We start from the raw sequence: 24,596 nt of genomic DNA, 5'->3' as shown, positions 1-24,596 counted from the left end.
GCGCAACGCACTGGTGGAATCGCCGGGGAGAACCGTGCCGGCCCGCCTTCCGATCCGCGTCCGGCGGCGGGATGTCACCGCGATTCCCGAGGTCCAGGTGGAGCATGACGGCCGGTCCCCCCGAGCAGGCAGGCAGGCGGATCCCTGGGAACGGAACCAATGCCCGTTCCCCCGCCCCCTGCGCACCGGACCCGAATCGGGCTGTTCGGGCCGCCGCGAGCAATCGTGCTACCGCGGATTCCCGATCGCAAACGTAACTTCGAATCCGATCATCACGTATTCCAATCGGCGTCGGCCTCTAAACCATCCGGCCAATACGCCGATAAACGTCGGATGAACAAACCGGGTCGATTTGATGACAGCCGCCAGCCGCGGGCGGCTGGCGGCTGGCGGCTGGCTCGGTTACTACGCGGACCTGGCAGGCTGACTGGATGGCAGGTCGGGACACGGCGCCGGACGAGGTGGCGCCCGCGGTCGCCGCCGCCCGGCTGGCCGCGCAGGGGCTCGCGGGCACGGCGTGGTGCACGGCCGTCGACACGGTGGCGCATCTCCTCGCGGTTCAGGCGCAGGACCCGCGCGGCATGCGGCTGGCGATCAGATCACGGGTGGCCGGCTCCCACGCCGCCGACGTCGACGAGGCCCTGACCACCGACCGCTCGCTCGTCGTCACCTGGCTGAACCGGGGGACGCTGCACCTCGTCCGGGCCGAGGACTACTGGTGGCTGCACCCGCTGACCGCCCCGCGGATGCAGGCCCAGATCCGGCGTCGGTTCACCGAGGAGGGCGTCTCCCCCGCCCAGGCCGAGAGGGGCGTCTCGGTCGTCGAGCGGGCGCTGGCCGCCGACGGGCCGCTGGGCCGCGACGCGCTGCGCGAGCGTCTCCGCGGTGCCGGCGTACCGGTGGACGGGCAGGCGCTGGTCTACATCCTCATCGAGGCGTCGGTGCGCGGCCTGGTCGTGCGCAGCCCGGTGGCCGGCGGCGAGCAGGCTTACGTGCTCGTCCGCGACTGGCTGGGCCCGCCGCCGGAGCCCCGCGAGCGCGACGACACGCTGGCCGAGCTGGCCCGGCGGTACCTGGCGGGCCACGGCCCGGCCACCGACCGCGATCTCGCCCGCTGGGCCGGGCTGCCCCTGGGCGACGCCCGCCGCGGGCTGGCCGCGATCGCCGCGGACCTGGCCGACCGCGACGACGGCCGCGCGCAGCTTCGGTGCCCACCTGGCCTCGGGCCGGCAGCCCCCGCGGCCGGCCCGGCCGGGGCAGGCGCGGCGGCCGTGGCGGGCGTAGCGGGCGGTGACGGCGCCACCGATGTGGCCGGCGCAGGCCGGATGCCGCCACCGAGGCTGCTCGGTCAGTTCGACCCGGTCCTGCTTGGCTGGGAGTCGCGGGACTGGATCGTCGGGCCGCACCGCGGCATCGTCACGTCCAACGGCATCTTCCGCCCGTTCGCCCTGGTCGACGGCCGGGCGGCCGGCACGTGGGCCGTCCGCGCCGGGCGGGTCGAGCTGACTGCCTTCGCCCCGCTCTCCCCTGCCGTCACCCAGGCGCTGCGTTCCGAGGCCGCCGACGTCGAACGGTTCCTGCGCCCGGCCGGCCAACAGGCTTCCGTCAGCTCCCGGCGCCCATGACGAGGCAGGTGCTGCTCGCGGTGGCCACGACTCGGCCCTGCGCGTCGCGGACGTCGCCCTCCGCGAATGCCGCCCGGCGGCCGGGACGGGTGACCCATCCGTGCACGGTCAGTGTGTTCACCCGGCCGGGGAGAACCTGGACAGGGCGGACGTAGTTGACCTTGATCTCAAGAGAGGTGTACGCGACACCGACCGCCAGTGTCGTGTGCACCGCGCAGCCCGCCGCGGTGTCGAGAAGGGTGCAGACGAGACCGCCGTGGACGAGCCCGATCGGGTTGTACGCGGACTCGTCCGGCTCGCAGGTGAAGACCACGTCGCCGACCTCCGCCGTGACCGGGCGGAAGTCGAAGACTCGTGAGATCGGCGGAGGCGGGACGGTGCCGTCGACCATCGCCCGCAGGAACTCCAGGCCGGACATGGTCAGGCTCGACCGCGCGCTGGCGGCCGGGTCGTACCAGGTCACGGTCTTGCGGCGCAGGTCGCCCCACCTGGGGTCCGCGCCCGGCGGCGCGGCGACGGGCTCCGCCGGTGCACCGGCGGACCGGGGTGCGGGCTCGGACACAGGCTCGGGCTCGGACACAGACACGGGCTCGGGCTCAGACGCGGGCTCGTTGGGCGCGGCGGGTGGCATGAGCAGGAGCCTAGCCACCCAGACCATCTGAGTTGGAAATTGCTTCCCAGCCACGCCTCGCCCCCGTGACACGATCAGGTCGACGGGCTCCCGGTCGACGACTCCGCCCCGGTCCGCACGGACCGGGGCGGGTCAGGCGGCGCGGATCGGCAACGGCGGGCCGCCCGAGACCACCCGGGAGACGGTGAAGACCACGCGCCGGCCGGTTCCGCCGTCGTCGTCCGCCGGGCCGGGGTCCGCCCATTCCACATGCGCGCGGCCCGAGAGCTGCACGGTGTCGCCCGTGCCGAAGTCGACGAAGGCCAGCGCGGCCGTGTCGTCGACCTGCAGGTTGCCGAGACTGTTGAACATGTTGTTGCCGGGGTAGTCGGGCCACGCCAGGTCGCCTCCGGCGACCTGGACGAACCCGGCCGGGCCACCGCGGTGTGACGCGTCGGCACCGCGTTCCGGATGGATGGTGCCGAGGAAGAAGGTGTCGGCCGCGCGCACGATCCGGGTGGCCGACTCGTCGAGCCGATCACCGACCAGCGGAGCCGGGTGCTCGGTCCGGCGGGTCGGCCCCGTGCCGATCGTGCGCTCCTGGATGTACTGCGGGCAGTTGCCGTAGGCCTCGCCGACCTCGACCACCAGGCTCCCGGGACGGGCCGAGATCAACGTGCCGTTGACGCGCATTCGGCGCCGCGCCTGTGGATCGATCGCCACGATCCCGACCGGCTGGTCCGCGCCGAGGTCGGACAACGGGTCGCCGGGCACCGGAGCCGCGCGGATCCGCAGCAGCTCCCCGGCACCGTCGAGGAATCCCGGTGGACCCGTCAGGACCGAGATCCACAGCGTTCCGGCGCGGTCGCGCGCGGTCAGCGCCGCCAGCCGCAGACCTGCCAGGAAAGCGGTCGAGCCGGGGCGCAACCGGGTGGGCCCGAGCATGCCCGCGAGCCGAGCCGCGTCCCGGGCGACACCAGCCCGCTGCTGCACCGCCAGTTCGCCGTCATGGAAACCCCGAGCCGGGTCGGCTGTCATCGGAACGTCACCTCGCGGTCTGTCGAATGCCGACTACGCCGCCGAGAGACGGACAATCGGCCCTCGGTCGCGCCCCGCTCGGCAGCCGAATGCTCCACACCACCGATCGTCCCGCCGACGCCGCCTACGGGGAACCGTCAGATGACGGTAGCTGGAGGCCTACGGAACTCGCTCGACTTCACCGGCGGATGAGTCCGGCGGCCGTCCGGGCCTGGTTCACCCCGGCCTGGTAGACCGGCCGCCAACGGCTCCGGTCACCCAGGTCGGGGCCGAAGCTGTTCCGCGCGGCCTCGTCGGGGGCGATCCGCACGACGGCGGGCGCGGGCCGCACGGCGGCCGCCACGGGTGACACGGCGGCCGGCACGGCGGGCCCGGGCCTGGGAGCCCCCGGTTCGATGACCACGACCGGGTCGGCGCCGTCAGCGAGGTGGATGTTGGATCCGCCGCCCAGCGCGCCGTCCATGTAGCGCCGGCCCTCGATGGTCACCGGCGGGTAGGCGGCGGGCATGGCGCAGCTGGCCGCCACGGCGGAGGCCAACGGGACGCCGCTGGCGCGGTCCCAGACGACGGGCCGGCCGGTCTCGACGTCCACCGCGGTGATCAGCAGCCGCCGGTCCGGCCAGTCGTGGGCTCCGATCAGCCACGCCATCCGGGCGACGTGCACGTCCTCGGGAATGGTCGGGGCGGTGAGCGCGATCCGGCCGACGCGACGGACCCGCTCCGGATCAGCCTGATCGGCGAGGATCGCGAACACCTCGCCCATCAGGCCGGGGTCCGGGCGGGTCCGCGGAGCGGTCGGGTCGGGGCTCGGATCGGGCAGGGCGGAGAGGCGCTCGGGGTCACCGCCGGTGGCCAGGACCGCCCCCGCGATCGCACCCGCGGAGGTTCCCACGATCAGATCGGCGTCGGCGAGGTCCACGCCGCCACGGCGCAGGCCGGCTGCCAGCCCGAGCAGCCAGGCCGTGCCGACCAGCCCACCCGGCCCCAGGACGACCGCCGCACCATCGGAGAAGGTCATGCCGATCAGCGTCGGGGCTGAAGTCGGGTTCAGGTCAAGGCCCGCCGGCTACGGCCCGACGCGCTCGTCGGCGGCTCGCCCGGCCGGCCCACCGACCTCCGCGGGTGCCGCGGGTGGGAAGCCCATGACAGCGGCGACGTCCGCCGGTCGGAACGTCGGGCCCTTGACCGCCTTGCCGCCGGCGGGATGCGCCTCCTTCGTCAGGTTCGCGCGGTGGATCTCGGCGAGGACCGCGTCCAGCGGGATCCCGTACCGGGCGGCCGTGCCGTAGGCGACGTACACGACGTCGGCCAGCTCCTGGGCGAGGCCGACGAGGTCGCCGTTCTCGTCGGCGGCGACGGCCTCCGCGGCCTCCTCGGCCAGGAACTCGCGCCGCAGCCGGCGGGTCGCCGCGTCCTGGAGACGCGGCGAGCCCGGCAGGTCGTCACCCAGCGCGCCGTGGAACTCCCGCACCATCGCCATGACGGACGGCGCGGTGGGGATGCCGCGTCCGCGGCCAGCCGGCCGGCCGGGATCACCACCAGGATCACCACCGGGGTCGACACCCGGCGCCACGGCCGGCGCCGCCGGTGGCACCGCGCCCGGTGCCGGTGACGCCGCCGCCAGCCCTCCTGGTACCACCGCGACCAGCCGCGACGTCTTGGTCAGCACCTGGTCGCCGAACCGCTCGGCCCAGGAGCCGGTCAGGGACGCCGCCGTGACCAGGGCGCTGAGCGCGACGTCGAGAAGCTCGTCCACCAGATCCTGTTCGGAGGAGCGCGGCTTGCGCGGGTTCTGGCCGCGCAGACCGATCAGGGCGGCGCTCGCCTCCCCGCACTCCTCGACCAGCTTCAGGACCCGCAGCGCCAGGCCCTCCTGGGGCCCGATCCCGTTGCGCGCGTCGTTCACGTCGAGCGCGCGCACGGCGGCGTCGATCGCCGCGACGGGAAGCGCCGGGTCAGGCACCGCCGGCCGGTCCGGGAGGGAAATCACCACGTCGACGCTACCGCCGGAACCCGCACGCCTGATCGCTGGCCGAAGCCGGCCGCGCCTACGATGCGCCCACGATGCGCAGGGCGAACTGGCTGAACTGCCAGACCACAGCGTCCTCGGTCAGCTCGCCGTCATCGCGGAACCACACCGCGACGCCCATCCCCAGGTCGAGGATCGCGTACGAGGCCAGCCTCGCGGACTCCACCTGGAACCGCCCCGCCCGCAGGCCGGCCTCGATGAGGTCCCGGAAGCACCGCTCGTACTCCGCGCGCAGGCCCAGCACACGCTCGCGGTTGGGCTGGGTGAGGCTGCGGATCTCGCGGTTCCCGACGAACGCCTCCAGCCGGTGCCGCGCGTGGTACCGGACATGCGCCTCCGTGGCGCGCCGCAGCCGTTCCACCGGGTCCGCCGTGGTCGCGACGGCCGCCCGGTGCGCGGCCAGGAGCGCCTCCATCGTGCCGGTCATGATCTGCTCGAGGACGTCCTGCTTGGACGCGACGTGCTTGTACAGGCTGGGCCCACGCATGCCGACGGCGGCACCGAGGTCGGCCATCGTGGTGGCCTCGTAGCCGGAGCGCGTGAACAGGTCGAGCGCGGCGGCGCGGATCTGCGCGGACCGCACCGAACTGGGCCGGACCACGTCCTTTCCAGCCACGCCCCTCCCCGATCGCTAACAGGTGATAGCCAAACCTGGCCACCGTCACCTCGCATCATAGTCAGGATCACTTGCGGCCAGCACAAAGCCGTGTCTAGCATCCGGCTAATAGTCATTAGCCCCTGCGGCAGCCAGGAGATCCGATGGTGGTTGACCTCGCGCCCGAGCCGGCGGTCGCCGACCTCGCCGAGCGCACCGCGCGGTTCGTCCGTGACGTGGTGCTCCCGGTCGAGGAGCGGCACCGGGATCCGGTCCCCTCCGAGGCGGTGCGGCGCGAGCTGCAGGACGCCGCACGGAAGGCGGGCGTGTTCGCCCCGCACGTCAGCACCGGGTACGGCGGCCACGGGCTGGACATGCGCGGTCGGGCCGCGGTGTTCGAGGAGGCCGGGTACGCGCTGCTCGGGCCGCTCGCGCTGAACATCGCCGCCCCCGACGAAGGCAACATGCACCTGCTGGAGGCCGTCGCCTCCGGCCCGCAGAAGGAGCGCTACCTGCGCCCCCTCGCGGCCGGCGAGATCCGGTCCTGCTTCGCGATGACGGAGCCCGCCCCCGGCGCCGGGTCGGACCCCAGCGCGCTGACCACCCGTGCCGAGCGGGTCGACGGGGGCTGGCGGATCAACGGGCGCAAGTGGTTCACCACGGGCGGCGACGGGGCGGCGGTCACGATCTGCATGGCCCGCACCTCGGGCGACCCCGGGGACGCGGGCGGCGCGACGATGTTCCTGGTCGACGCGGACAACCCCGGCATGAAGACGGTGCGGCACATCGAGACGCTCGACCAGAGCCTGTTCGGTGGCCACGTCGAGCTGCTCTTCGAGGACTGCGAGGTGCCCGACGACGCCGTGCTCGGCCAGGTCGACGCGGGCTTCCGCAACGCGCAGGTCCGGCTCGGCCCGGCCCGGATGACGCACTGCATGCGCTGGCTGGGCATCGCCCGGCACGCCAACGACATCGCGATCCGGCGTGCCAACGAGCGTGAGCTGTTCGGCTCGCGGCTGGGCGAGCTGGGCATGGTCCAGCAGATGATCGCCGACAACGAGATCGACATCGCCGCCTCCCGGGGCCTCATCCTGCGGGCCTGCTGGGAGCTCGACCAGGGCCGTTCGGCCGCGCAGGCCACGTCGATCGGCAAGACGTTCTGCGCCGAGGCGGTGTGGCGGGTGGTGGACCGGTCCCTGCAGATCTGCGGTGCGCTCGGGGTGTCCGGGGACGTCCCGCTGAGCCGGTTCCTGCGCGAGGTGCGCCCGTTCCGGATCTACGACGGCCCGTCCGAGACCCATCGCTGGGCGATCGCGCGCCGGGCGATCAGGCAGCACGCCGCGGCCGCCCGGTGAGAACCGCCGTCGAGGGGCTGGACCTGCCGGCGCTGGACCGCTTCTTCGCCGAGCGGATCCCCGGTTTCCGCGGCGAGCTGACGGCCGAGCGGCTGTCGGGCGGCCGCTCGAACCTCACGTACCTGCTCACCGACGGGACGACCCGCTGGGTGCTGCGGCGACCGCCGCTGGGTGGGCTCACCCCGTCGGCCCACGACGTGCTCCGCGAGCACCGCGTGGTGTCGGCCCTGTCCGACAGCGTGGTCGCCGTCCCCCGCGCGGTCGCCCACAGCGAGGGCGACCCGCTGGGCGTGCCGTTCTCCGTGGTCGAGTACGTTCCCGGCCCGGTCATCCGCACCGAGGAGGAGCTGCACGCGCTCCCCCAGATCGACATCGACCGCTGCGCCCACGCCCTGATCGACGTGCTGGCGCGGCTGCACTCCATCGAACCGGACGGGGTCGGTCTGGGCGCCTTCGGCCGCCCGCAGGGCTATCTCGGCCGCCAGGTACGGCGGTGGAACGACCAGTGGCAGCGGATCCGCACCCGCGCCCTGCCCGATGTCGACGCCCTGTACGCCAGGCTCGCCGAGGCACACCCGGTGGAGAGCGGCGCGTCGATCGTGCACGGCGACTTCCGGATCGACAACGTCATCGTGGCGCCGGAGGACCCGGCGACGGTACGCGCGGTGGTGGACTGGGAGATGGCGACTCTGGGCGACCCGATCGCCGACCTGGGCGTGCACATCGCCTACTCCGATCCGGCGTTCGCGCCGGTGCTGGGCGGCTCGGCGGCGTCCACCAGCCCGCGCCTGCCGGCCGCGAGCGAGCTGACCAACCGCTACGCCGAGATCACCGGCCGGGACCTGAGCAACTTCCCGTTCTACCTCGCACTCGGTTACTTCAAGGTGGCGGTGATCGCGGAGGGCATCCACTACCGGTTCGAGCAGGGCGTGACCCGCGGCGCCGGGTTCGACTCCGTCGGCGAGGCGACGGCACCACTCGCCGCGGCCGGGCTGCGCGCCCTGAGCGGAAACCTGGAGACACCTTGACCTGGGAGAGACCGTGACCCTGGAGACACCATGACCAACGTGCTGGACCTGTTCCGGCTGGACGGCAGGGTCGCCGTCGTCACCGGCGCCAGCTCGGGGCTCGGCGTCGGCTTCGCCCGCGCGCTCGGCCAGGCCGGCGCGGACGTCGTGCTCGCCGCCCGCCGCGCCGACCGCCTCGAGGAGGTCGTGCGGGACGTGCGCGGGACGGGACGGCGGGCGCTCACGGTCACCACCGACGTCAGTGACCCGGAGCAGTGCACCGCCCTCGCCGAGGCGGCGGTCACCGAGTTCGGCCGGATCGACATCCTGGTCAACAACGCCGGAGTCGGCACCGCGGTACCCGCCCTCCACGAGCGGCCGGAGGAGTTCCGGCGGGTCATCGACGTCAATCTCAACGGCGCCTACTGGGCGGCGCAGGCGTGCGCCCGGGTGATGGAGCCGGGCTCGAGCATCATCAACATCGCCAGTGTTCTCGGGCTCATCAAGTCCTACGCACCGCAGGCCGCCTACGCCGCCAGCAAGGCCGGGCTGATCGGGCTGACCCGGGACCTGGCGCAGCAGTGGTCGGGCCGCCGGGGGATCCGGGTGAACGCCATCGCCCCGGGATACTTCGCCTCCGAGATGACGGCACAGATCCCACCAGACAAGCTGATGACGTTCATCGGCAACACCAGCCCGCTGCGCCGGCTCGGCGAGCAGCACGAGCTGGACGCGGCGGTGGTCTTCCTGGCCGGCCCGGGAGCTTCCTACATCACGGGAACGACGCTCGCGGTGGACGGCGGCATGTCCGGCCACTGAGCTTGCCGGCTGACTCCGGCCCGGCGGTGCGCCGGCCGGTTCCCGGGTCGTCCGCGCCGCCGTGATTGGGTCTTGTCGTGGCCTGATCGTCGTGGCCTGATGGGAGGTGGTTCGTGATGGCGGACGTGCCCGCCGATCCGACCGTGGTGCACCCGGTCCCCGGGCAGCCGCGGGTGGTGCTGCTGAAGCCGCTGTGCACCTCGCCGCTGATCGAGGTCGGGGAGTTCTCCTACTACGACGACCCCGACGACCCGACCGCCTTCGAGACCCGCAACGTGCTGTACCACTACGGGCCGGAGAAACTGGTCATCGGCCGGTTCTGCGCGCTGGGCGCGGGCGTGCGCTTCATCATGAACGGCGCGAACCACCGCATGGACGGCCCGTCGACCTTCCCCTTCCCGATCATGGGCGCTTCCTGGGCCGAGCACTTCGACCTCATCACCGGCCTGCCCGGCCGCGGTGACACCGTGGTCGGCAACGACGTCTGGTTCGGCTACCGCGCCATGGTGATGCCCGGCGTCCGCATCGGCCACGGCGCGATCATCGGGTCCGGCTCGGTCGTCGTGGACGACGTCCCCGACTACGGCGTGGTCGGGGGCGACCCGGCGCGGCTCCTCCGCCTGCGCCACAGCGAGGCGGACGTCGCCCGCCTGCTGGCGCTGGCCTGGTGGGACTGGCCGATCGAGCACATCACCCGGCACATCCGCACCATCATGGCCGGCAGCGTCGACGACCTCGAGGCCGCGGCCCCCAGGTAGCCGGGCGCGGGGTCACGCCTCCCGGACGATGAGCGCCGCGCGGTGGTGGCCCGGTGTCCCGATCTCGTCGAGCAGCGCGATCGCGAAGTCGGCGTAGGTGATCCGGCTCGCCCAGTCCGCGTGCCCGGCGACGCGGTAGCGGCCGGTGCGCGTGCCGTCGTGATCGAAGTCGCCGGCGGGTGCGACGTACACCCAGTCGAGATCGCGGCCCCGGAGCTCGTCGAGACCCGCCGCATGGCCGAGGGCGAAGGGACGGTACTCGGTCGGGAAGGCGGGCTCGTCCATCAACGGGGCACCGGACGCCCCGGCCATGATCGAGGCGAGGCCGACCATCACCAGGCGGCGCACCCCGACCGTCGGCAGCCCGGTGCTCAGCGCACGGGCCGACGCGGTGAAGAAATCGTGGGACGGCACCGCCAGGTCGACGGCGGCGCTGATGGCGGCGTCGTGCCCGGCCGCCACCTCCTCGACACTCGCCACATCGACGACGTCGCCCCGCACTACCCGCACGTCGGACGGCATCTGGTGACGTGCCGGGTCGCGCACCACGGCGGTGACCTGGTGACCGCGCCGGCACGCCTCGGCGACGGCCTCCCGGCCGGCCCGACCCCCGGCGCCGAAGATCACGATGTTCATGCGGGACCGCCTCTCACCGGAGCCGGAGCCCTCACGCCCGGCCAGTGCCCGGACGCTATGGGGGACAGCGGTTACCTCCCGGATAGCGGCTACCATGCCGCCATGAGGGAACCGCTGCCCTCCGACATGTTCGACGAGCTGTGCCCGTCCTCGCTCAACCCGATCCGGTTCGGCGACAAGTGGGCGGCTCTCGTCATCCGGTGCCTCGAGCACGGCCCGCGCCGCTTCTCCGAGCTGCGGGTTCCGCTGCGCCGGGTCTCTCCCAAGGTGCTCACCGCGTCGCTGCGCTCCCTCGAGCGGGACGGCCTGGTCAGGCGCACCGTGTACGCCGGGCCGAGCCCGCGGGTGGAGTACGAGCTGACCCCCCTGGGCCGCAGCATCCTGGAGCCGATGGCCGCCGCCTGCGCCTGGGCGGAGGAGCACTGGGACGAGCTGCTAGAAGCCCGGGAGGCGCACGACGGCGCGGGCCGCCTGGACCCCACCGGCTCGTGACGAGCCCGCCCGGCGGCCCTGACCGAGGCGTCCCGGAACACTGACCGCTGCTGCTCAGGTCACGGACTGTTTCTCTCGCCGGCGGAGCCGCGGGCGACCAGCGCCGGCTCGAAGACGATGCTGACCGCTTCACCGGGACGTTCGACGACGAGCTCGGCTGCCCGCCGGCCCATCTCGTACGAGGGCTGGGTGATCACGGTGATCCCGAGCGCGGTGGCCCAGGGAAAGTCGTCCATCGTCACGAACGCGATGTCGTCGGGAATGGCGAGGCCGCGAGCCGTGAGCGCCGAGTACGCGGCGACGGTCAGGCGGCCCGTGGCGCAGGCGACCGCGTCCAACGGCGTTCCGCGAGCATGCGCGCGCGCGAGGAGCGCGCCGACAGCATGGTCGGCCTCTTCCGCCGTCTCGGCGACGGCCACCGCGTCCGCGGGCAGCGGACGTCCGAGCTCGATGAGCGCCTGCCGCAGCCCCGCCGTGCGCTCGAGCTGGGACGGGCGGCTCCCGGAGGTGACGACCCCGACGGACGACCGCCCGCACCCGACCAGATGCCTGGCCATCAGACGACCGGCCCCGACGTTGTCGAGGCTGACGGCGTGCAGGTCGGGCGGAGGGTTCCGCACGGTACGCGCGACGATCACGCACGGCGTGCCGGTCTCGGCCATGCGGCGGGTGCGGCTGTCGGTCTGCTCGCCGGCGGTCACGATCAGGCCGCGCACCCGGTGCTCGTCCATCATCCTGACGAGCGCGATTTCATGGTCGGCCTGGCGGAACGTGTTGGCGAGCATGACGAGGCTGTCGTTGGCGGCGGCCACGTCGTCGATGCCACGGATCAGGTCGAGGTAGAAGGGGCTGCTCAGGTCACGGATGACAACACCGATCGTGCTGGAGCGACCGGCGAAGATACTTCTGGTGAGCGCGTTGGGGCTGTACTCCAGCGCGGTGACCGCCTCCCGCACCCGGGTCGCGGTCGCCTCGGTGACGGCGCCCCCGTTGAGCACGCGGGAGACCGTCGCCGTGGAGACGCCGGCGTGCGCGGCGACGTCACCGATGGTGACTCGCTTCGCCATGGTCGCTGCGCGTCCCTCCGAACGGTTCCGGCGGTGCCCGGTCAGGCCGCCTGGTCGGCCGACGCTCCGGTCGGGTGCCCTGCGGGCTGACGTCCCGGCGGCTGTCCAGTCGGTAGGCGGCCGTCGGATGCCCGGTCAGGAGGGCGGCCCGTCAGCGGGCGACGCACCGGCCGTCGCGAACGGCGAACCTGCCACCGACCATGACAGTACCCACGTCGCGGAGCTCCGCCGGGTCGGTCACCACCAGGTCGGCGATCGCCCCGGGGACGACACGGCCACGGCGTGGCGCCAGGCCGGGGATGGCGTCCGCGGCGTTGGCGGTCGCCATCGCGACCGCGGCCGGCAGGGTCACCACGCCCGCCCGGACGGCCCGGTCGATCGCGAGCAGGACCGGGTCGTGGCGGACGGTGTCGCCCACGACGATGATGTCGACGTCGCGCCGCGGTTCCCCTCCCCGGCCGTCGACGAGGTCACCTCCGTTCAGGACGACCGTGCGCGTCATCCGCCCCTCACCGGGCCCCCGCCGGGTGGAACCGCTCGAACCGGAAGGCGGCGAGCTCGTCGCCGCGGTCCTCCCCCGTCACCTCCGCCGCGACCAGGTCACCGGCGTGCACGCTCAGGGTCACGCCGCTGTGCGAGACGGCGAAATGGAAGTTGGGCAGCTCGGCCGCCCGCCCCAGCACGGGCAGGCCGTCCCCGGGAATGGGCCGTTCACCGATCCGGACCTTCTCCACCGTCGCCGCCCGGATTCCCGGGTAGAGCACCCGGCTCGCCTCGAGGATCGTCTCGACCGCCGATCCGTCCGCGCTCATTTCACCGTTGCCGGAAATACGCACCGCGCCGTCGATCGCCTGGGTGTGCAGCAGCAGCCGTCCGCCCCCGTCCGGCCGCAGGTGGACGTCCGGCGCGTGGATGACGCGGGATACCGAGACGGTGACCGGGGAGGTGTGGACGAGCACGCCGTGGGTGTTGCGCATCGGCAGATCCAGGCCGGCGAGCCCGGCGATCGCGCCGGCGCGCGGCCCCGCGCAGTTCACGACCGCGCCCGCGGAGATCGAGCGACCCGAGGCGAGGCCCACGGCACGTACCAGTCCAGCGGCGATCCGCAGGCTGACGACCGGGTCGTCGGTCACCAGCTCGGCGCCCCGGGACACCGCCCTCGAGAGCAGGTGGCCGACCAGGCGGGCCGGCTCGACCCACCCCTCCCGCGGGAAGTAGGCGATCTCGTCCGCCGGAAGCGCGGCGGGATCCACGTCCGGTTCGAGCTTCAGCGCCTCGGCCCGGCTGAGCCAGCGCACCTCGTACCCGTAGGCGACGACGGTGGCGACCTTCCGGCGCAGCACCTCGTGCTCGTCGTCGGCGGTCTCCCACCGCAGGTTGCCGGACTCGTGGTACCAGTCGCCGGCGGGCGTCTCGGCCGCCAGCCTGCGGTGGGCGTCCATCGCCGCGACCCCGAAAGCGTGGTACGGGTGTGACTGCTTGCTGGAAGCGTTGATCCAGGCGAACGTCGCACCGGAGGTGCCGCCCGCGGGGGCGCCGGCCTCCACGATGACGACCCGGGCACCGCGGCGCGCCAGCGAGGCGGCGACCGCCGCGCCGTAGGCACCGGCACCGATGACGACCACGTTCTCAGCCATGCCGATCCTTTCCCTCCGGGCCGGCGGCTCTCGCCGCGTCACGCACTCTTGAAACTAGTTTCAGTAACTAGTTTCACCCTGACTCACAATGCCCGCACGGTCAACCAACAGGGCCAGCTCAGATGATGCCGTCGGCCCGCAGTCGGGCGAGCTCCCCGTCGGGGACGCCGGCGGCGAGGAGGATCTCGTCGGTGTCCGCGCCGAGTGCCGGCGGTCCGGTGGTGGGCGTCGACGACCGTCGTCCCTCGGCGTCCCGGAGCCGGACCGGCGTCGCTGGCACCAGCGTGCCCATGACGTCCACGAGGGCTCCGCGTGCCGAGGCGTGCGGATCGGTCAGCAGATCCGGGCCCTCGTTCACCGCGCCGATCGTCGCGGCGGGGTCCGACTCCATCCACTGCGCCGCCGGCCGGGTGACGAAGACTTTCTCGAAGCGCTCGGCCATCGCCGCCTGCTCCTCGACGGGGGCCGTGAGCCGGTCCGCCAGATCGTCGGCGTCGAGGACCCGGCAGAGCGCATGCCAGGTCCGGGACTCGGCCGCCGAGACGCTCACCCACCGGTCGTCGGCGCATCGGTAGAGCCGGCGGCCCGCAGCCCATCCCAACTTGGGCGCACCGGCGGTGAACTGGGCCGGCATGCCGGACAACAGCCACGTCGAGGCATCCGTGATCGAGGCGTCGACGAAGCAGCCGGTTCCGGTTCGGGCAGCGCCGGCGAGCGCGGCGGCCACGGCCATCGCCGCGACGGCACCGGCCATGGGCGCGGCGATCGCCGTCTGGGGCATCCACGGGAGCTGCTCGGCCATCGCGGCCAGCGCGCCGGACTGACCGAGAAAGGTGACCTCGTGGCCGGCCCGTCCGGCGTAGGGGCCGTCAGCGCCGAAGGCGGACAGCGCCGCCCACACCAGCCGTGGGTTGACGGCTGCCGCCTGCGGATACCCGAAGCCCGCCTCCTCCAGGGCACCCGGGCGGGAGCTGTCGACGACGGCGTCCGCCCCGGCCACGAGCCGGCGGAGCACGTCGAGCCCCGCCGGCCGCCGCGTGTCGAGGGTGATGGAGCGCTTGCCCCGGTTGAGGCCGATGTGGGCGGGCGACGTCCCGGCCGGGCCGCGGAGCGGATCGCCGGCGCCAGGGGCCTCGACCTTGACCACCTCGGCGCCGAGGTCGGCCAGCAGCAGGGTGCAGTACCCGCCGGGATAGTGCCGGGCGAGGTCGAGAACGCGGACCCCACGCAGAGGGAACGTCACCCGCCAAACCTATGCAGGTATCGGGCGAGCTGGTCGAGGGATGTGATGCGGTCTGGCTCGTCGTGCGGGCCGAGGCCGGCCGGGGCGACCGCGGCCAGCACCGCGTCGACGTCGCCGAACCTCGCCCAGGTGGACGCGTAACAGGTCAGGTAGTCGGCGAAGAGCCGGTCAAGGCGTCGTCGGTGCCGGCAGGGTGCCGTCAAGATCGAAGATCACTGCCTGGAGCGGTGCTGTGGTCATCGTCCCGAGTATCCATACGACGCTCGCCGTGCCGGGGCTCGAGAGCGCAGCCGTGAATCCGGCGCCAGGCGCCCGCGATCCATCGGATGTCCCGTCAGCCGACCCGGCATCCGGAGGGCGCCTGCCCGTCCGGGGCCTGGACGTACGCCTTGTAGGCCGCGTCGTGCAGCGGGACCGCCTGGCACAGACCGGAATCGGCGAACGACCACGGGGTGGGAAACCAACCCGGCGGGTGCGCCGGCCGCAGGTCGTGCTCGAAGTCCTTCCTCCGTTCCTGGAGCATCCGCGCGACGAAGGCGACGAGCGGCCGGTCCGTCGACTTCATCGCGACCACGCCGTTCGGCGTTCCGAAGGTGCCGACCTCGTTCACCCCCGGATATTCCGGGCCGAGCGGCAGTGCCACGAATGGCTGACTCACGTCCGGGTAGACGGTGGACCATTCCTCGGCGACGGCGACGCGACCGTCGTTCAGCGGGACGAGCCTGATCATGTGCCCCTTGGCGAGGTAGTCGCTGATCAGCTTCGTCGGGGCACCAGCTGCCCAGAAGACGGCGTCCACCGGGGCCGTCGAGGATGGATCCAGTCGTGGCAGCGCCGTCTTGAGCCCCTCGTCGGGGCTGCTGTCCACCTTGCAGTTCCAGGTGTCCTGCACGTACCGGATGAGCACAGTGCTGATCTGGTTGGTGCCCGAGCTGTCCCGTCCAGCGAGAACCTGCTTCCCGCACAGGTCGACGAGTCCACCGATGGGCGAGTCGGGCGGCACGATGAGGTGCACGATGTCGTAGTAGACCTGCCCGACGTAGCGGAGACCGGCGATGGGACCGCCGTTCTCCGGACGGAAATCCCCCAGCCCGCGTTCCGCGTCCACCGGGACGTTGAGCTGGGCGAGGCTGAGGGTGCACTTCGGGTCCGCGGCGAGGGTGCGCAGGCTGGCGGAGGTCCCTGACGTGCTCAGATCAGCGGTGGCCGACCAATGGTTACCGCCGTTGAGTGCGCGATCATTGATGAGGTCGGCGAGCGTCTGGGCGTACAGGCTGTAGGGCGAACCGGCCAGGCCACCCAGCACCTGTACGTCCTTACAGCCGGTGTCGGCATACGGTGACGGGCCGGAACCGCCCAGCCAGTTCTTGAGGGCGCCGGTGCCCACAATTCCACCGCCGGTGAGAGCCACGAGCAGCACCAGCGCGATCAGCACCCGTGGGGCCGGCCACGGTCCGCGCCGTACCCGGCCGCCGGGAAACTTCGGCCGCGCCAGAGGCGGCCGTCGTGCCGGTGTGGGCGTACTCGCGGACGCCGTCGCCGTGGCGGGCCTGCCGGGGAAGCTCGGTGGTGACTTCGGCTTGTGCCGCTGTCCGCGGGCCGCCGCCAGCACGCGCTCCCGGGCGGTGTTCTCGTCGACGTCGAACAGGTCCGTCCCGACGACCTGTCGCAGCAGGCCGGGTTGTTCGCACTCGCCGACCCGGAGGACAAGCAGCCGGCGATGGATGCCGATCGGGTCACCCGCCCAGGCCGCCGCCCATTCGGCCTCGGCGTAGGCCGAGGCTAGATACTCGGCGGAGAGCACGGCAACCGTCCTGGCCGCGCCTCCTGCCGCCCGGTGCATTTCGTGAACGAAATGAGATCCGACAGCGAAATCCCAGACCTGGATGCGGGTGCTGTACCCGGCCTCCTCGAGGTTCCAGGCGATCCACTCCGCCCACGCCTCGTCGGCGGTGGCGTACGAGACGAAGAAGTCCGTCCCGGCGACATTCGCCACCGCGCCCCCGTTGTCGCAGTCCCCCGATGCCATGGGCACACACCCTGGCACAGGTGGCGATCCGCTGATGGCGCCACCCCGTCACGCCCCGGGCTTCTCCCCGTGACACCTCGTGGCTCGACCCGTTCCCCCCGCAGCGACCGCGCCGCAACCGGGCACCGGCGACCTCGGCTGCCTGATCGACCAGGTACACCAGTCCGGGCTGACGGTGAGACCGACCACCACAGGACGGCGCCGCGTCCCCGCCCCGCCGACGCCGACGCCGACGCCGAGTTCACCGTGCTCCGCCGGCGGACGAAGAAGGTCGCGTCACCAGGCCATGGACAGCAGTTCTCCGTGCCACGGGGGAAGCTTGGCCACGGCGCCGGTCGAGACGTCGATGCTGTAGCGCCAGTCGTGGCTGTCACGCAGGCGCAGATCACCGTCGACCAGGTCGACCGCCATCTGACCGAGGGAGTGAGCGGGGTCGGTGTTGCGCTGCTCGAGCAGAACCCGGGTCTGCCGGCCGTCACGGGCGTCGAGTTCCACCACCCGGGACACCCCGCTCCCGTCCGCGGCCTGTTCCGAGGCGATGACGTACACGTGCCTGGCGTCGGCGCTCAGCACCGGCGCGCTGGTCTGCGCCTGCGTCTGCGTCCGCGCCGTCGGAGTCGAGAGTCGCACCGTTCCAGGAATCAGCCGGGAGTTGGCGATCAGATCGCCCCCGTCGGCCTCGGTGTCGAGAATGCGGATGCCGTCGTCCGCTCGTGTTCCGGAGAGAAAGAAGGCGAGGTACCGACCGGTGGCGTCCCAGCTGAAGAAGGACCCGGCGCCGCCATAGGAATAGCTGGTGCCCGGACCGTTGCGGGCGAGCGTGAAGGTCTTCGTCTCCGAGGTGCCAGGAGTGACGATCTCGATGCGGTAGGGCGTGGACTGCGCCGAACCGTCGAGGTCGGGACCGGTGGGAAGCCTCCCGCGGACCAGTCGGGTGCCGTCCGGAGACGCCGAGGTGAAGTCCTCCCCGACGCCGCCGAGGTTCCGGATCTCGGTGAGGGCGGCATTCCGCCCGGAGCGATCGATGGTGAGCAGATACGCCACCACGCCCTCCATACTTCCGACCTCGGCACCCCCACGCGTGTCGCTGCCGCTGATGAAGAAGACGCGGTGGTCCTCCGTCGGGTTGAGACCGTGGAAGACGACTCCCGGCGGGTTCGGCACGCTCAGGCGCCGTGTCCCGGTCGGCGAATCCTGTTCGAAGACCTCGAGGGATCCGCCGCCCGTGATACTGACGACGAAGTGCGGCCTGGACGGGGGAGCTGCCAGCATCGCCGGATCGCGTACGTCATGACGCAGCACCACTACGACCACCCCGACAATGATCAGCACGAGTGTCGCCGCGGCGACCGGAAACGCCATGCGAGGGACGGCGGCGTATCGCCGTCGGCGGCGGTGCGTGGTGGGGGCCAGGCCCGTGGCCAGCTCCGGGACCGGCCCTGCGGCGAGCGCCGTCGCGGCGAGGGCATCGCGGAGCCGATCCTCAGTGGTGCTCATGCTTCCTCCTGCCCGAACACACGACTCAGCGTCCGCAGGCCCCTGCTCGCGGTGGAACGGACACTGGACGGGCTGATGCCCAGAACATCGGCAATCTCGTCGTCCGTGAGATCGAGGTAATAGCGAAGGACGAGGACGGCACGGCGCCGCGGGGGCAGCCGGGCCAGTGCCCGCATCACCTCAAGGCGATCCTCGCCGACAATCGCCGCGTACTCGGCCGATTCGGCCGACCAGATCGGCGGAGGGTGCGACGCGTGCAGGCGCCGGGTCAGGGCCCGGCGGCGAAGGGCCGAGTTTGCACCGTTGACGACGGCGGTACGGACGTAGGCGGGTGCACGTCCCGGGTCGCGCAGGTCAGGCCATCGTCGCTGCAGGCCGACGAAGGCGTCCTGGACGATGTCCTCGGCGGTCGCCCGATCGCCGACGAGCAGCACCGCCAGGCGGAACAGCCCCGCCCCGTGCGCCGCGAAGACGGCGGCGACCCCGGGAGGCTCACCCGCCACCAGCGTAGTTGTCTGTTTCACGCTACATAGACGCACCAGGCGCTGATCCGATGCTCACCGGGCCGAAGAATCTGTACCTCCAGGAGAGCTCGCCACCACCGGACCAGAGCTTGAGAACCTGCTCAAGCGCCCGGCGACGTCCGTCCGCTCGATCCTGGCCACGTCCACTACCCGGCTCTGAACTCCCCCGGCCCTGTCGATGTGGCCGCGGCCGACTCGCCGCCGGCCGGGAGGGCCTGCTCGGCCCCCGACTCGGGGCGCTCCACAGCGACGAGCGCGACGTCGTCGCCAAGCGAGCCGCCGGTCCAGCAGACGAGCGCGCTGACCAGGTGCGCGTTCGCCTCGGGCAGCTCCGCGGCGGCGAACGCGTCCGACACGGCCGGGAGAAGCGGGAAGAACTCCCGGGTACCGCGGTTGCGGGCTTCGGCCAGGCCGTCGGTGTAGAAGAGCACCCGGTCAGACCGGGCGAAAAGGTAGTGGGCCACGGCCGGCGCGGCACCGAGACCGAGCGGTGGCTGCCGGTCGGCGACACCGAGTGGCTCCACGACGCCGCCCCGGACCCGCAGCGGGTCGGGGTGGCCGGCGTTGAGCAGCGACATCCGCCCGGCACGGTCGATCTGGGCGACGACCGCGGTGACGAAATCCTCGCTCTTCTCACTCCCGAAGGCGGCGACCTCGCTGTCGAGCGCCGCGACCAGATCCGCCGGATCCTCGAGCCGCCCCGCCAGCGCCCGGAAGCAGCCCAGGACACGGCTGGCGAGCCGAACCGCCTCCAGCCCCTTGCCCCGGACGTCCCCCACCAGCAGCCGCACGCCCCACCGGGTGTCCACCACCTCGTAGAGGTCTCCGCCGACGCTGGCCTCCGTGGCCGCGCTCCGGTACAGGGCGGTGAACCGCAGGCCGTCGACGACCGCCGGGACCGGGCTCAAAATGGCACGCTGCGCGACCTCGGCCACCCGCACCAGCGCGGTCAGCCGGTGCTCCCGAGCCTGGCGGGCCCGGCTCGCGACCACGGCTATCCCGCCGCCGAGGGCGATGCCGGCGAGCCGGATCACCCGCGCGATCTGGCCCCCTCCCGCATCCGGTTCCACGACCTGGTTGGCGATCTCCACCGCGCCCGCCCCGGCGAGCGCGGCGAGTGCGTAGACACCGGTCAGTCGTGGACCGACCGTGCTGGCAGCCAACAGCGGAGCCATGACCACGAGCGCGATGATGACGAAGTCGGGTCCCCCGACGGCGTCGACCACGCAGACCGCCACGATGATGACAAGCGGGACCAGCATCGCTGCCCGCGAACGGACCCGCATGACACTCACGTCGAACGTGGTACCCGTCGGGTGTGCCCCGACCCGAACGGGCGGCCACCGGACGGACGGCGACGGCGGACCGTGACGATGACCTGTCTGCCGCCGGCAGAGCGCCCTCCCCCTGGCTCACCCCTCGCTCTAGGTTCGTCACCATGACCGAGACCACCACCGGCAGGAACAGCGGACCGATCACTGGATACGCGGCCGGCGTTCCGTTCACGGCACTGCCGCCAGCCGGCGGCGCCGACGTCCCGGCACCGCTGGTGGTGACCTGGCACATGATGGACGCGCCCCGTTCGGACAGCGCGTTCGCCGCCGCGCTCCCACTGGCCGACGTCCCCGCCTGGCGGGTGCATCTCGGGATGCCGCTGGTCGGCCGACGTCCAGTGGAGGGAGCGTACGAGGCCGCGCTGGCCGATCCCGTGCTGCGGTATGTCGATCCGGTGGTCCGGCAGGCCACCGAGGAGTTCCTGCCGGCGCTCGACGCGCTGGAGGACGAGCTCCCCCTCAGCGGCGGGCCGATCGGGATCGTCGGCGCGTCGCTCGGGGGGACGGTCGCGCTCAACGTGGTGGCCCGGGTGCCGGTCCAGGTGTCGGCGGTGGCGCTGGTGAACCCGGCCATCCGGGCGCGGACCGTGGTCGACGTCTTCACCGCGGCGGCGGGCACGTCCTACGAATGGGACGAACGGGCGCACGCCGCGGCCGATCATCTGGATTTCGTGGCCCATGCCGGGCTGATCAGCGGCCGCCGGCAGGCACCAGCGGTACTCGTGGTCAGCGGCGAGCTCGACTACCCGATCAGCCGCTCCGACGCCGGCGAGCTGATGGCCGCGCTCCAGGCCGAGTACCAGGACCCGGCGCGGGTCCGTCTGAGCACGATCGCCGGCCTGGACCACCCACTCGCCGAACAGCCCGGCATCGAACCGGCGCCGCAGATCCCGCTGGCCAAAGTCGTCGACCGCGTGGTCAGCGAGTGGTTCCGCGCGAACCTGTGACCGCTGCAAGCAGAGATCGTCCGCCGGAGCGGCGGGTGGTTCACGGATCGCCGCCGGGCTCCGGGAGGCGAAGGCGGTCACCTCGAGGCTGCTCGCAGCTGACCGAACTTCGCGATGGCAACCGGGGTCACCGGGGTGAAGAAGTTGACGGGGTTGCCGTCGGGGTCATGGAACGGTTGTCGGACGGGCGGGCGGCGTCCGGCGCGAACAGCGCGACGGTGCGGGTGCCGGCGATCGCGAGCGTGGCGCAGGTGGTCCTGAGCTCAGCGAAATCCTGGTTGGACCAGTCCGCCCGCACGCCGATCGCCCGCTCGTAGAAGCCGAGACCCGCCCTGGCGCGCAGGCAGTCTGACGGGCGGGAACCGCGCTGACGGCGAGGCGCCGGGATGGCGGGCCGAGATCCGGACCCGCAACGCCGCGGGCCGGACGGCGAACCGCAGCAGCGGGTGTAGCTCCGCCGCCTCGCCGTCGATGCCCGCGTGCACCGGTGCGGTGGCGCTGACCGTCAGACCCTGTGCGCTCCAAGCCCGCCCCGGGGGGCGAACTCCGTCGCCGGGGCGGTCCAGAATGACGATTCCCAGCTGGCCGGTGTCGAGCGCCGGGCGGGTGCCGCGGTGCAGGGGGTGGTCCAGAGCGTAGGGGTTGTTCGACACCAGCACCACGGCGAGCTGATGGTGTTCGCGTCCCAGGTCGTCGACCAGGCGCAGATCGGACGCGGGTGAGCTGGGCCCGAGTACCTCCTCGGCGGTCCGCAGGAGCGTACTCAGCTTGGCGTCGCGGTAGGCGGGCTGGCGGACGGCGTCGCCGTAGATTCCGAGCGAGACGTTGTTGACGAACAGGCGGCCGTTCACGTCGGCCACGTCGATCCGGCGCTCGACCCCGTCCGTGAAGGCATCCAGCGCGCCCCCGGGATCGCGTCGGTCGACCCCCAGATCGAGCGCGAAGTGGTTGCGCGTGCCGGCGGGGACGCAGATGAAGGGCAGCCCGTGCGCGGCGGCGGCGGTGGCCACCACCGCCAGCGACCCGTCGCCTCCGGCCATCCCGACCGCGTCGGCGCCGCTGGCCACGGCGTCGTCAACCAGCGTTGCCAGGTTCTGGCCCGGGGCCAGGAGGACCGACTCTACCCCGCGTTCGCGGGCCCGCTCGGCCAGCCCGGCGCGAGCCGCCGTGCCACCACCGGACCTCGGGTTGATGAACAACACCGGCCGGCGCGGCGGGCCGACGGGCTGCCAGCCGTAACGCGACAGCCGGCGATCGGACGGGCTCGTCGCCGACGGGTCGAGCGATGCCACCTCACTCCCCTCCCCCCACTCCCGTCCGCTCTTCGACCGCGCGTTCCGCCTGCTCCCAGGAGCCGTTGCGGATCTCGACGAGAAGGTCGTGGACCAGACGAGTAAGCTCGGTGTCTTCGTGAAGGTCCTGCTCGGCCACATGGAAGTCGTGGTTTGCTTTTTCTTGCGCAAAGGCGGACTGGCGGTTCTGGCCGATCATCACGAAGGTGGAGAGGAAGATCTCCTCAAGCGACACAAACAGCGTCAGGGTCGGCCAAAGGTGCTTCTCCAGCCAGATCGTCCAGGCCGCGAAGAGGGCAGCGTGCAGATAGACGAACTGCATCGAGCCGGCGAAGGCGATGATGCTGTCGGCGATCCGCAACTGGATGTCGTCGCGTCGCCGACGCAATTCGGACACGACGGCCGGGTGAAATTGTCGCTGCGCGCTCGTGGCTTTCCTGGTCGTGGGCAGCACGGTAGGGGTCCTTCGTTCAGGCGCGTCGAATCCGCCGAGCAACGACAGGTTCTTCGCCACTGGTGTGTCCGAAGGGCTCAGCGAAATCGTACGCTTTTCACCCGGGAAGATCGGTCGGTCGCCCATGGCGACCACGCGCCGGGTGGCTGACCGGCCGATGAGCCGCCGCGTGGCCGCCAAGGCGTCCGTATCCGTCGACCGCTGACCCCAGATGGGCGGTGGTTGCGCCGCTGGGGGCTCGCCCCGTTGCCTGGTGCTCGTTCGACGTGGTGCTTTCCGGGTGCTTCCCGGCACATTCCCGACGAGTGCCGCGGAAGCGCTAGCTGCGGCTCGAGGCAAACTCGTCAGCCTCGGCGCGGGCGATGACGGCGTCGGCGATGGCGTACTCGGCCTGGTCGATCACGAGGAGCGCCACGTCGATGGCGTCGACGGCGTCCTCCTCAGCCCTGTCGGCGCGGTGCTCGGCCTTCCGGACGTCCCGCTCGGCGCGCCGTTGCTCCGCCTCGGCGCGCAACTCGGAGAACCGCTCGTTCACCGACGACCGCACGGCGTTCCACCGCGCCTCCGCGCCGGCTTCCGCCTGCGCGATCTGCTCCGATGCCTTGGCCGCGCCGGCTTCGGCCGACGTCTTGATCGATTCCCGCTGCGCCTCGAGGCGCGCCCGGTTCTTCTCCCGCGCCGCACCGACGACGTCCTCGACGTGCCTCGTCCGGTCGGAAAGTTCGGTGAGTTGTTCGGACAGCGACTTCATCGACTGACCCTCCCCGGGGATCTCTGCATGATTCCGGCTGCTTCGGCAGCCGCCTGGTCATAGTCGTACGTGCCCTTTACCCCCGGTTCCTGAACACGGGAGGGGTCGTGGCGGCCCACGTTAGCCCACCTGGGGCTTACCTCCCGATATCCCTGTTGCACCCAAAGGCGTACATGGCGAAGTCGTCCTATTTCTCGCGACGATTTGGTCCACTGCCCGTCTTTATCCCGGTCTGCTCCCGGGGACGGGCGACGGCTGGCCGAGGGGCAGGGCGGTGCCGGTGACCGCCCGCAGGTCGGCCAGCAGCTGCCCGGTGGTCCGAGCCGCGGTATCGACCGGCTCCGGCGACCAGACAGTGCGGTTGTGGGATGTGTCCGACCAGGGCGCACCAAGCCCCGCTCGGCCAGCCCCTCGCCGGCCACACCAACTCGGTGTTCTCGATGGCGTTCGCCCCGGACGGTCACACCCTGGCCAGCAGCAGGGACACCGCAATCCGACTCTGGGACGTCACCGACCGGTCTACTCCCCGTCTACCCGGGGCACCGATCACCGGCCACACCAACACCGTCGGACCGGTGACGTTCTCTCAGGACGGCGACACCCTGGTCAGCGGAAGCTACGACGACACCGTACGAATATGGGACGTGACCGACCGGTCCCATCCCCGCCCACCTGGTCTGCCCCTGACCGGTCACACTGACTGGATTTGGTCGGTAGCGTTGTCGCCGGACAACCAAACCCTTGCCAGCGGCAGCAAGGACAACACAATACGACTGTGGGCCCTTCCCTGACCAGGAGCCGCGCGAACCAAAATTTGCGGCACCGCGGTGCGGACGATCGGGGGTCGACCGTTGCAC

General features: G+C 72.2%; 26 protein-coding genes. 8 read left to right on the top strand and 18 right to left on the bottom strand.

Annotated elements, in window-relative coordinates; genetic code table 11:
* The first annotated feature begins 431 nt into the window (after window positions 1-431).
* Complete coding sequence (locus AC559T_RS29545) at window positions 432-1,625, top strand: winged helix DNA-binding domain-containing protein (RefSeq protein WP_498870787.1); 1,194 nt, start codon at window positions 432-434, stop codon at window positions 1,623-1,625.
* On the opposite strand, the gene AC559T_RS29540 is transcribed toward AC559T_RS29545, so the two are convergent.
* The 5 genes from AC559T_RS29540 to AC559T_RS29520 form a co-directional block, all read right to left on the bottom strand.
* Window positions 1,606-2,088 carry a PaaI family thioesterase gene (locus tag AC559T_RS29540; protein WP_071067033.1) on the bottom strand — a complete coding sequence of 161 codons (483 nt, stop codon included), beginning with the start codon at window positions 2,086-2,088 and terminating at the stop codon, window positions 1,606-1,608. The two genes, AC559T_RS29545 and AC559T_RS29540, sit on opposite strands and share 20 nt — an antisense overlap.
* Before the next feature lie 300 nt (window positions 2,089-2,388).
* Window positions 2,389-3,273, bottom strand: a complete 885-nt coding sequence (locus tag AC559T_RS29535) for a pyridoxamine 5'-phosphate oxidase family protein (RefSeq protein WP_498870786.1) — start codon at window positions 3,271-3,273, stop codon at window positions 2,389-2,391.
* A 178-nt stretch (window positions 3,274-3,451) separates the two neighbouring features.
* Window positions 3,452-4,291 (bottom strand): patatin-like phospholipase family protein, encoded by an 840-nt coding sequence (locus AC559T_RS29530; protein WP_498870785.1) that lies wholly within the window; start codon window positions 4,289-4,291, stop codon window positions 3,452-3,454.
* Window positions 4,292-4,339: 48 nt separating this feature from the next.
* Complete coding sequence (locus AC559T_RS29525; protein WP_498870784.1) at window positions 4,340-5,263, bottom strand: pyrophosphohydrolase domain-containing protein; 924 nt, start codon at window positions 5,261-5,263, stop codon at window positions 4,340-4,342.
* A 58-nt stretch (window positions 5,264-5,321) separates the two neighbouring features.
* On the bottom strand, window positions 5,322-5,918 hold the full coding sequence (locus AC559T_RS29520) for a TetR/AcrR family transcriptional regulator (RefSeq protein WP_241831131.1): 597 nt from the start codon (window positions 5,916-5,918) through the stop codon (window positions 5,322-5,324).
* Window positions 5,919-6,061: 143 nt separating this feature from the next.
* Here AC559T_RS29520 and AC559T_RS29515 point away from each other — a divergent pair, with 143 nt between their 5' ends.
* The 4 genes from AC559T_RS29515 (at window position 6,062) to AC559T_RS29500 (ending at window position 9,836) form a co-directional block, all read left to right on the top strand.
* On the top strand, window positions 6,062-7,252 hold the full coding sequence (locus tag AC559T_RS29515; protein ID WP_498870783.1) for an acyl-CoA dehydrogenase family protein: 1,191 nt from the start codon (window positions 6,062-6,064) through the stop codon (window positions 7,250-7,252).
* Entirely contained in the window at window positions 7,249-8,280 is a 1,032-nt protein-coding gene (locus tag AC559T_RS29510) for a phosphotransferase family protein (RefSeq protein WP_498870782.1), read from the top strand. Before AC559T_RS29515 ends, AC559T_RS29510 begins: the two co-directional genes overlap by 4 nt.
* 30 nt (window positions 8,281-8,310) lie before the next feature.
* The gene (locus AC559T_RS29505; RefSeq protein WP_498870781.1) at window positions 8,311-9,078 is read left to right on the top strand and encodes an SDR family NAD(P)-dependent oxidoreductase; all 768 of its coding nucleotides are present in this window, start codon (window positions 8,311-8,313) and stop codon (window positions 9,076-9,078) included.
* A gap of 116 nt (window positions 9,079-9,194) precedes the next feature.
* The gene (locus AC559T_RS29500; protein WP_498870780.1) at window positions 9,195-9,836 is read left to right on the top strand and encodes a CatB-related O-acetyltransferase; all 642 of its coding nucleotides are present in this window, start codon (window positions 9,195-9,197) and stop codon (window positions 9,834-9,836) included.
* Window positions 9,837-9,848: 12 nt separating this feature from the next.
* Here AC559T_RS29500 and AC559T_RS29495 read toward each other — a convergent pair whose 3' ends face one another.
* The gene (locus AC559T_RS29495) at window positions 9,849-10,472 is read right to left on the bottom strand and encodes an NAD(P)-dependent oxidoreductase (protein ID WP_498870779.1); all 624 of its coding nucleotides are present in this window, start codon (window positions 10,470-10,472) and stop codon (window positions 9,849-9,851) included.
* A 102-nt stretch (window positions 10,473-10,574) separates the two neighbouring features.
* Here AC559T_RS29495 and AC559T_RS29490 point away from each other — a divergent pair, with 102 nt between their 5' ends.
* Window positions 10,575-10,964, top strand: a complete 390-nt coding sequence (locus tag AC559T_RS29490) for a winged helix-turn-helix transcriptional regulator (RefSeq protein ID WP_112107909.1) — start codon at window positions 10,575-10,577, stop codon at window positions 10,962-10,964.
* Window positions 10,965-11,023: 59 nt separating this feature from the next.
* Here AC559T_RS29490 and AC559T_RS29485 read toward each other — a convergent pair whose 3' ends face one another.
* The 9 genes from AC559T_RS29485 to AC559T_RS29445 all read right to left on the bottom strand — a co-directional run bounded on the left by AC559T_RS29485 (window position 11,024) and on the right by AC559T_RS29445 (window position 20,247).
* Window positions 11,024-12,031: a LacI family DNA-binding transcriptional regulator gene (locus tag AC559T_RS29485; RefSeq protein WP_498870778.1), complete on the bottom strand. Its 1,008-nt coding sequence runs from the start codon at window positions 12,029-12,031 to the stop codon at window positions 11,024-11,026.
* Window positions 12,032-12,182: 151 nt separating this feature from the next.
* Window positions 12,183-12,533: an amidohydrolase family protein gene (locus AC559T_RS29480; RefSeq protein WP_498870777.1), complete on the bottom strand. Its 351-nt coding sequence runs from the start codon at window positions 12,531-12,533 to the stop codon at window positions 12,183-12,185.
* 7 nt (window positions 12,534-12,540) lie between these two features.
* Window positions 12,541-13,668 (bottom strand): NAD(P)/FAD-dependent oxidoreductase, encoded by a 1,128-nt coding sequence (locus AC559T_RS29475; RefSeq protein WP_498870776.1) that lies wholly within the window; start codon window positions 13,666-13,668, stop codon window positions 12,541-12,543.
* A 118-nt stretch (window positions 13,669-13,786) separates the two neighbouring features.
* The gene (locus AC559T_RS29470; protein ID WP_071061813.1) at window positions 13,787-14,911 is read right to left on the bottom strand and encodes a CaiB/BaiF CoA transferase family protein; all 1,125 of its coding nucleotides are present in this window, start codon (window positions 14,909-14,911) and stop codon (window positions 13,787-13,789) included.
* Window positions 14,908-15,114: a hypothetical protein gene (locus AC559T_RS29465; RefSeq protein ID WP_112107892.1), complete on the bottom strand. Its 207-nt coding sequence runs from the start codon at window positions 15,112-15,114 to the stop codon at window positions 14,908-14,910. The genes AC559T_RS29470 and AC559T_RS29465 overlap by 4 nt, the downstream gene beginning before the upstream one ends.
* A gap of 131 nt (window positions 15,115-15,245) precedes the next feature.
* Window positions 15,246-16,940, bottom strand: coding sequence for a TIR domain-containing protein (locus AC559T_RS29460; protein ID WP_498870775.1), 1,695 nt, complete (start codon window positions 16,938-16,940; stop codon window positions 15,246-15,248).
* 276 nt (window positions 16,941-17,216) lie between these two features.
* Window positions 17,217-18,437 carry a hypothetical protein gene (locus AC559T_RS29455; protein ID WP_498870774.1) on the bottom strand — a complete coding sequence of 407 codons (1,221 nt, stop codon included), beginning with the start codon at window positions 18,435-18,437 and terminating at the stop codon, window positions 17,217-17,219.
* A complete protein-coding gene (locus tag AC559T_RS29450; protein WP_235014364.1) occupies window positions 18,434-18,961 on the bottom strand; it encodes an RNA polymerase sigma factor in 528 nt (175 codons plus the stop codon). The genes AC559T_RS29455 and AC559T_RS29450 overlap by 4 nt, the downstream gene beginning before the upstream one ends.
* Window positions 18,962-19,107: 146 nt before the next feature.
* Window positions 19,108-20,247 carry a PP2C family protein-serine/threonine phosphatase gene (locus tag AC559T_RS29445; protein ID WP_498870812.1) on the bottom strand — a complete coding sequence of 380 codons (1,140 nt, stop codon included), beginning with the start codon at window positions 20,245-20,247 and terminating at the stop codon, window positions 19,108-19,110.
* Window positions 20,248-20,399: 152 nt separating this feature from the next.
* On the opposite strand from AC559T_RS29445, the gene AC559T_RS29440 reads away from it, so the two are divergent.
* Window positions 20,400-21,242 carry an alpha/beta hydrolase family protein gene (locus tag AC559T_RS29440; protein WP_498870773.1) on the top strand — a complete coding sequence of 281 codons (843 nt, stop codon included), beginning with the start codon at window positions 20,400-20,402 and terminating at the stop codon, window positions 21,240-21,242.
* Between the two features lie 263 nt (window positions 21,243-21,505).
* Here AC559T_RS29440 and AC559T_RS29435 read toward each other — a convergent pair whose 3' ends face one another.
* From AC559T_RS29435 to AC559T_RS29425, 3 genes are all read right to left on the bottom strand, one after another.
* Window positions 21,506-22,534: a diacylglycerol/lipid kinase family protein gene (locus AC559T_RS29435; RefSeq protein WP_498870772.1), complete on the bottom strand. Its 1,029-nt coding sequence runs from the start codon at window positions 22,532-22,534 to the stop codon at window positions 21,506-21,508.
* Between the two features lies 1 nt (window position 22,535).
* On the bottom strand, window positions 22,536-23,168 hold the full coding sequence (locus AC559T_RS29430; protein ID WP_498870771.1) for a DUF1003 domain-containing protein: 633 nt from the start codon (window positions 23,166-23,168) through the stop codon (window positions 22,536-22,538).
* A 139-nt stretch (window positions 23,169-23,307) separates the two neighbouring features.
* Complete coding sequence (locus AC559T_RS29425; protein ID WP_112107899.1) at window positions 23,308-23,739, bottom strand: hypothetical protein; 432 nt, start codon at window positions 23,737-23,739, stop codon at window positions 23,308-23,310.
* 368 nt (window positions 23,740-24,107) lie between these two features.
* On the opposite strand from AC559T_RS29425, the gene AC559T_RS29420 reads away from it, so the two are divergent.
* Window positions 24,108-24,530, top strand: a complete 423-nt coding sequence (locus tag AC559T_RS29420; protein WP_498870770.1) for a WD40 repeat domain-containing protein — start codon at window positions 24,108-24,110, stop codon at window positions 24,528-24,530.
* Window positions 24,531-24,596: the final 66 nt, after the last annotated feature.

Source organism: Frankia sp. Hr75.2 (assembly GCF_949319125.1).
Lineage (GTDB): Bacteria > Actinomycetota > Actinomycetes > Frankiales > Frankiaceae > Parafrankia > Parafrankia soli.
The sequence above is the reverse complement of the archived record's forward strand: the minus strand, read 5'-3'. Positions and strand labels throughout refer to the sequence as shown.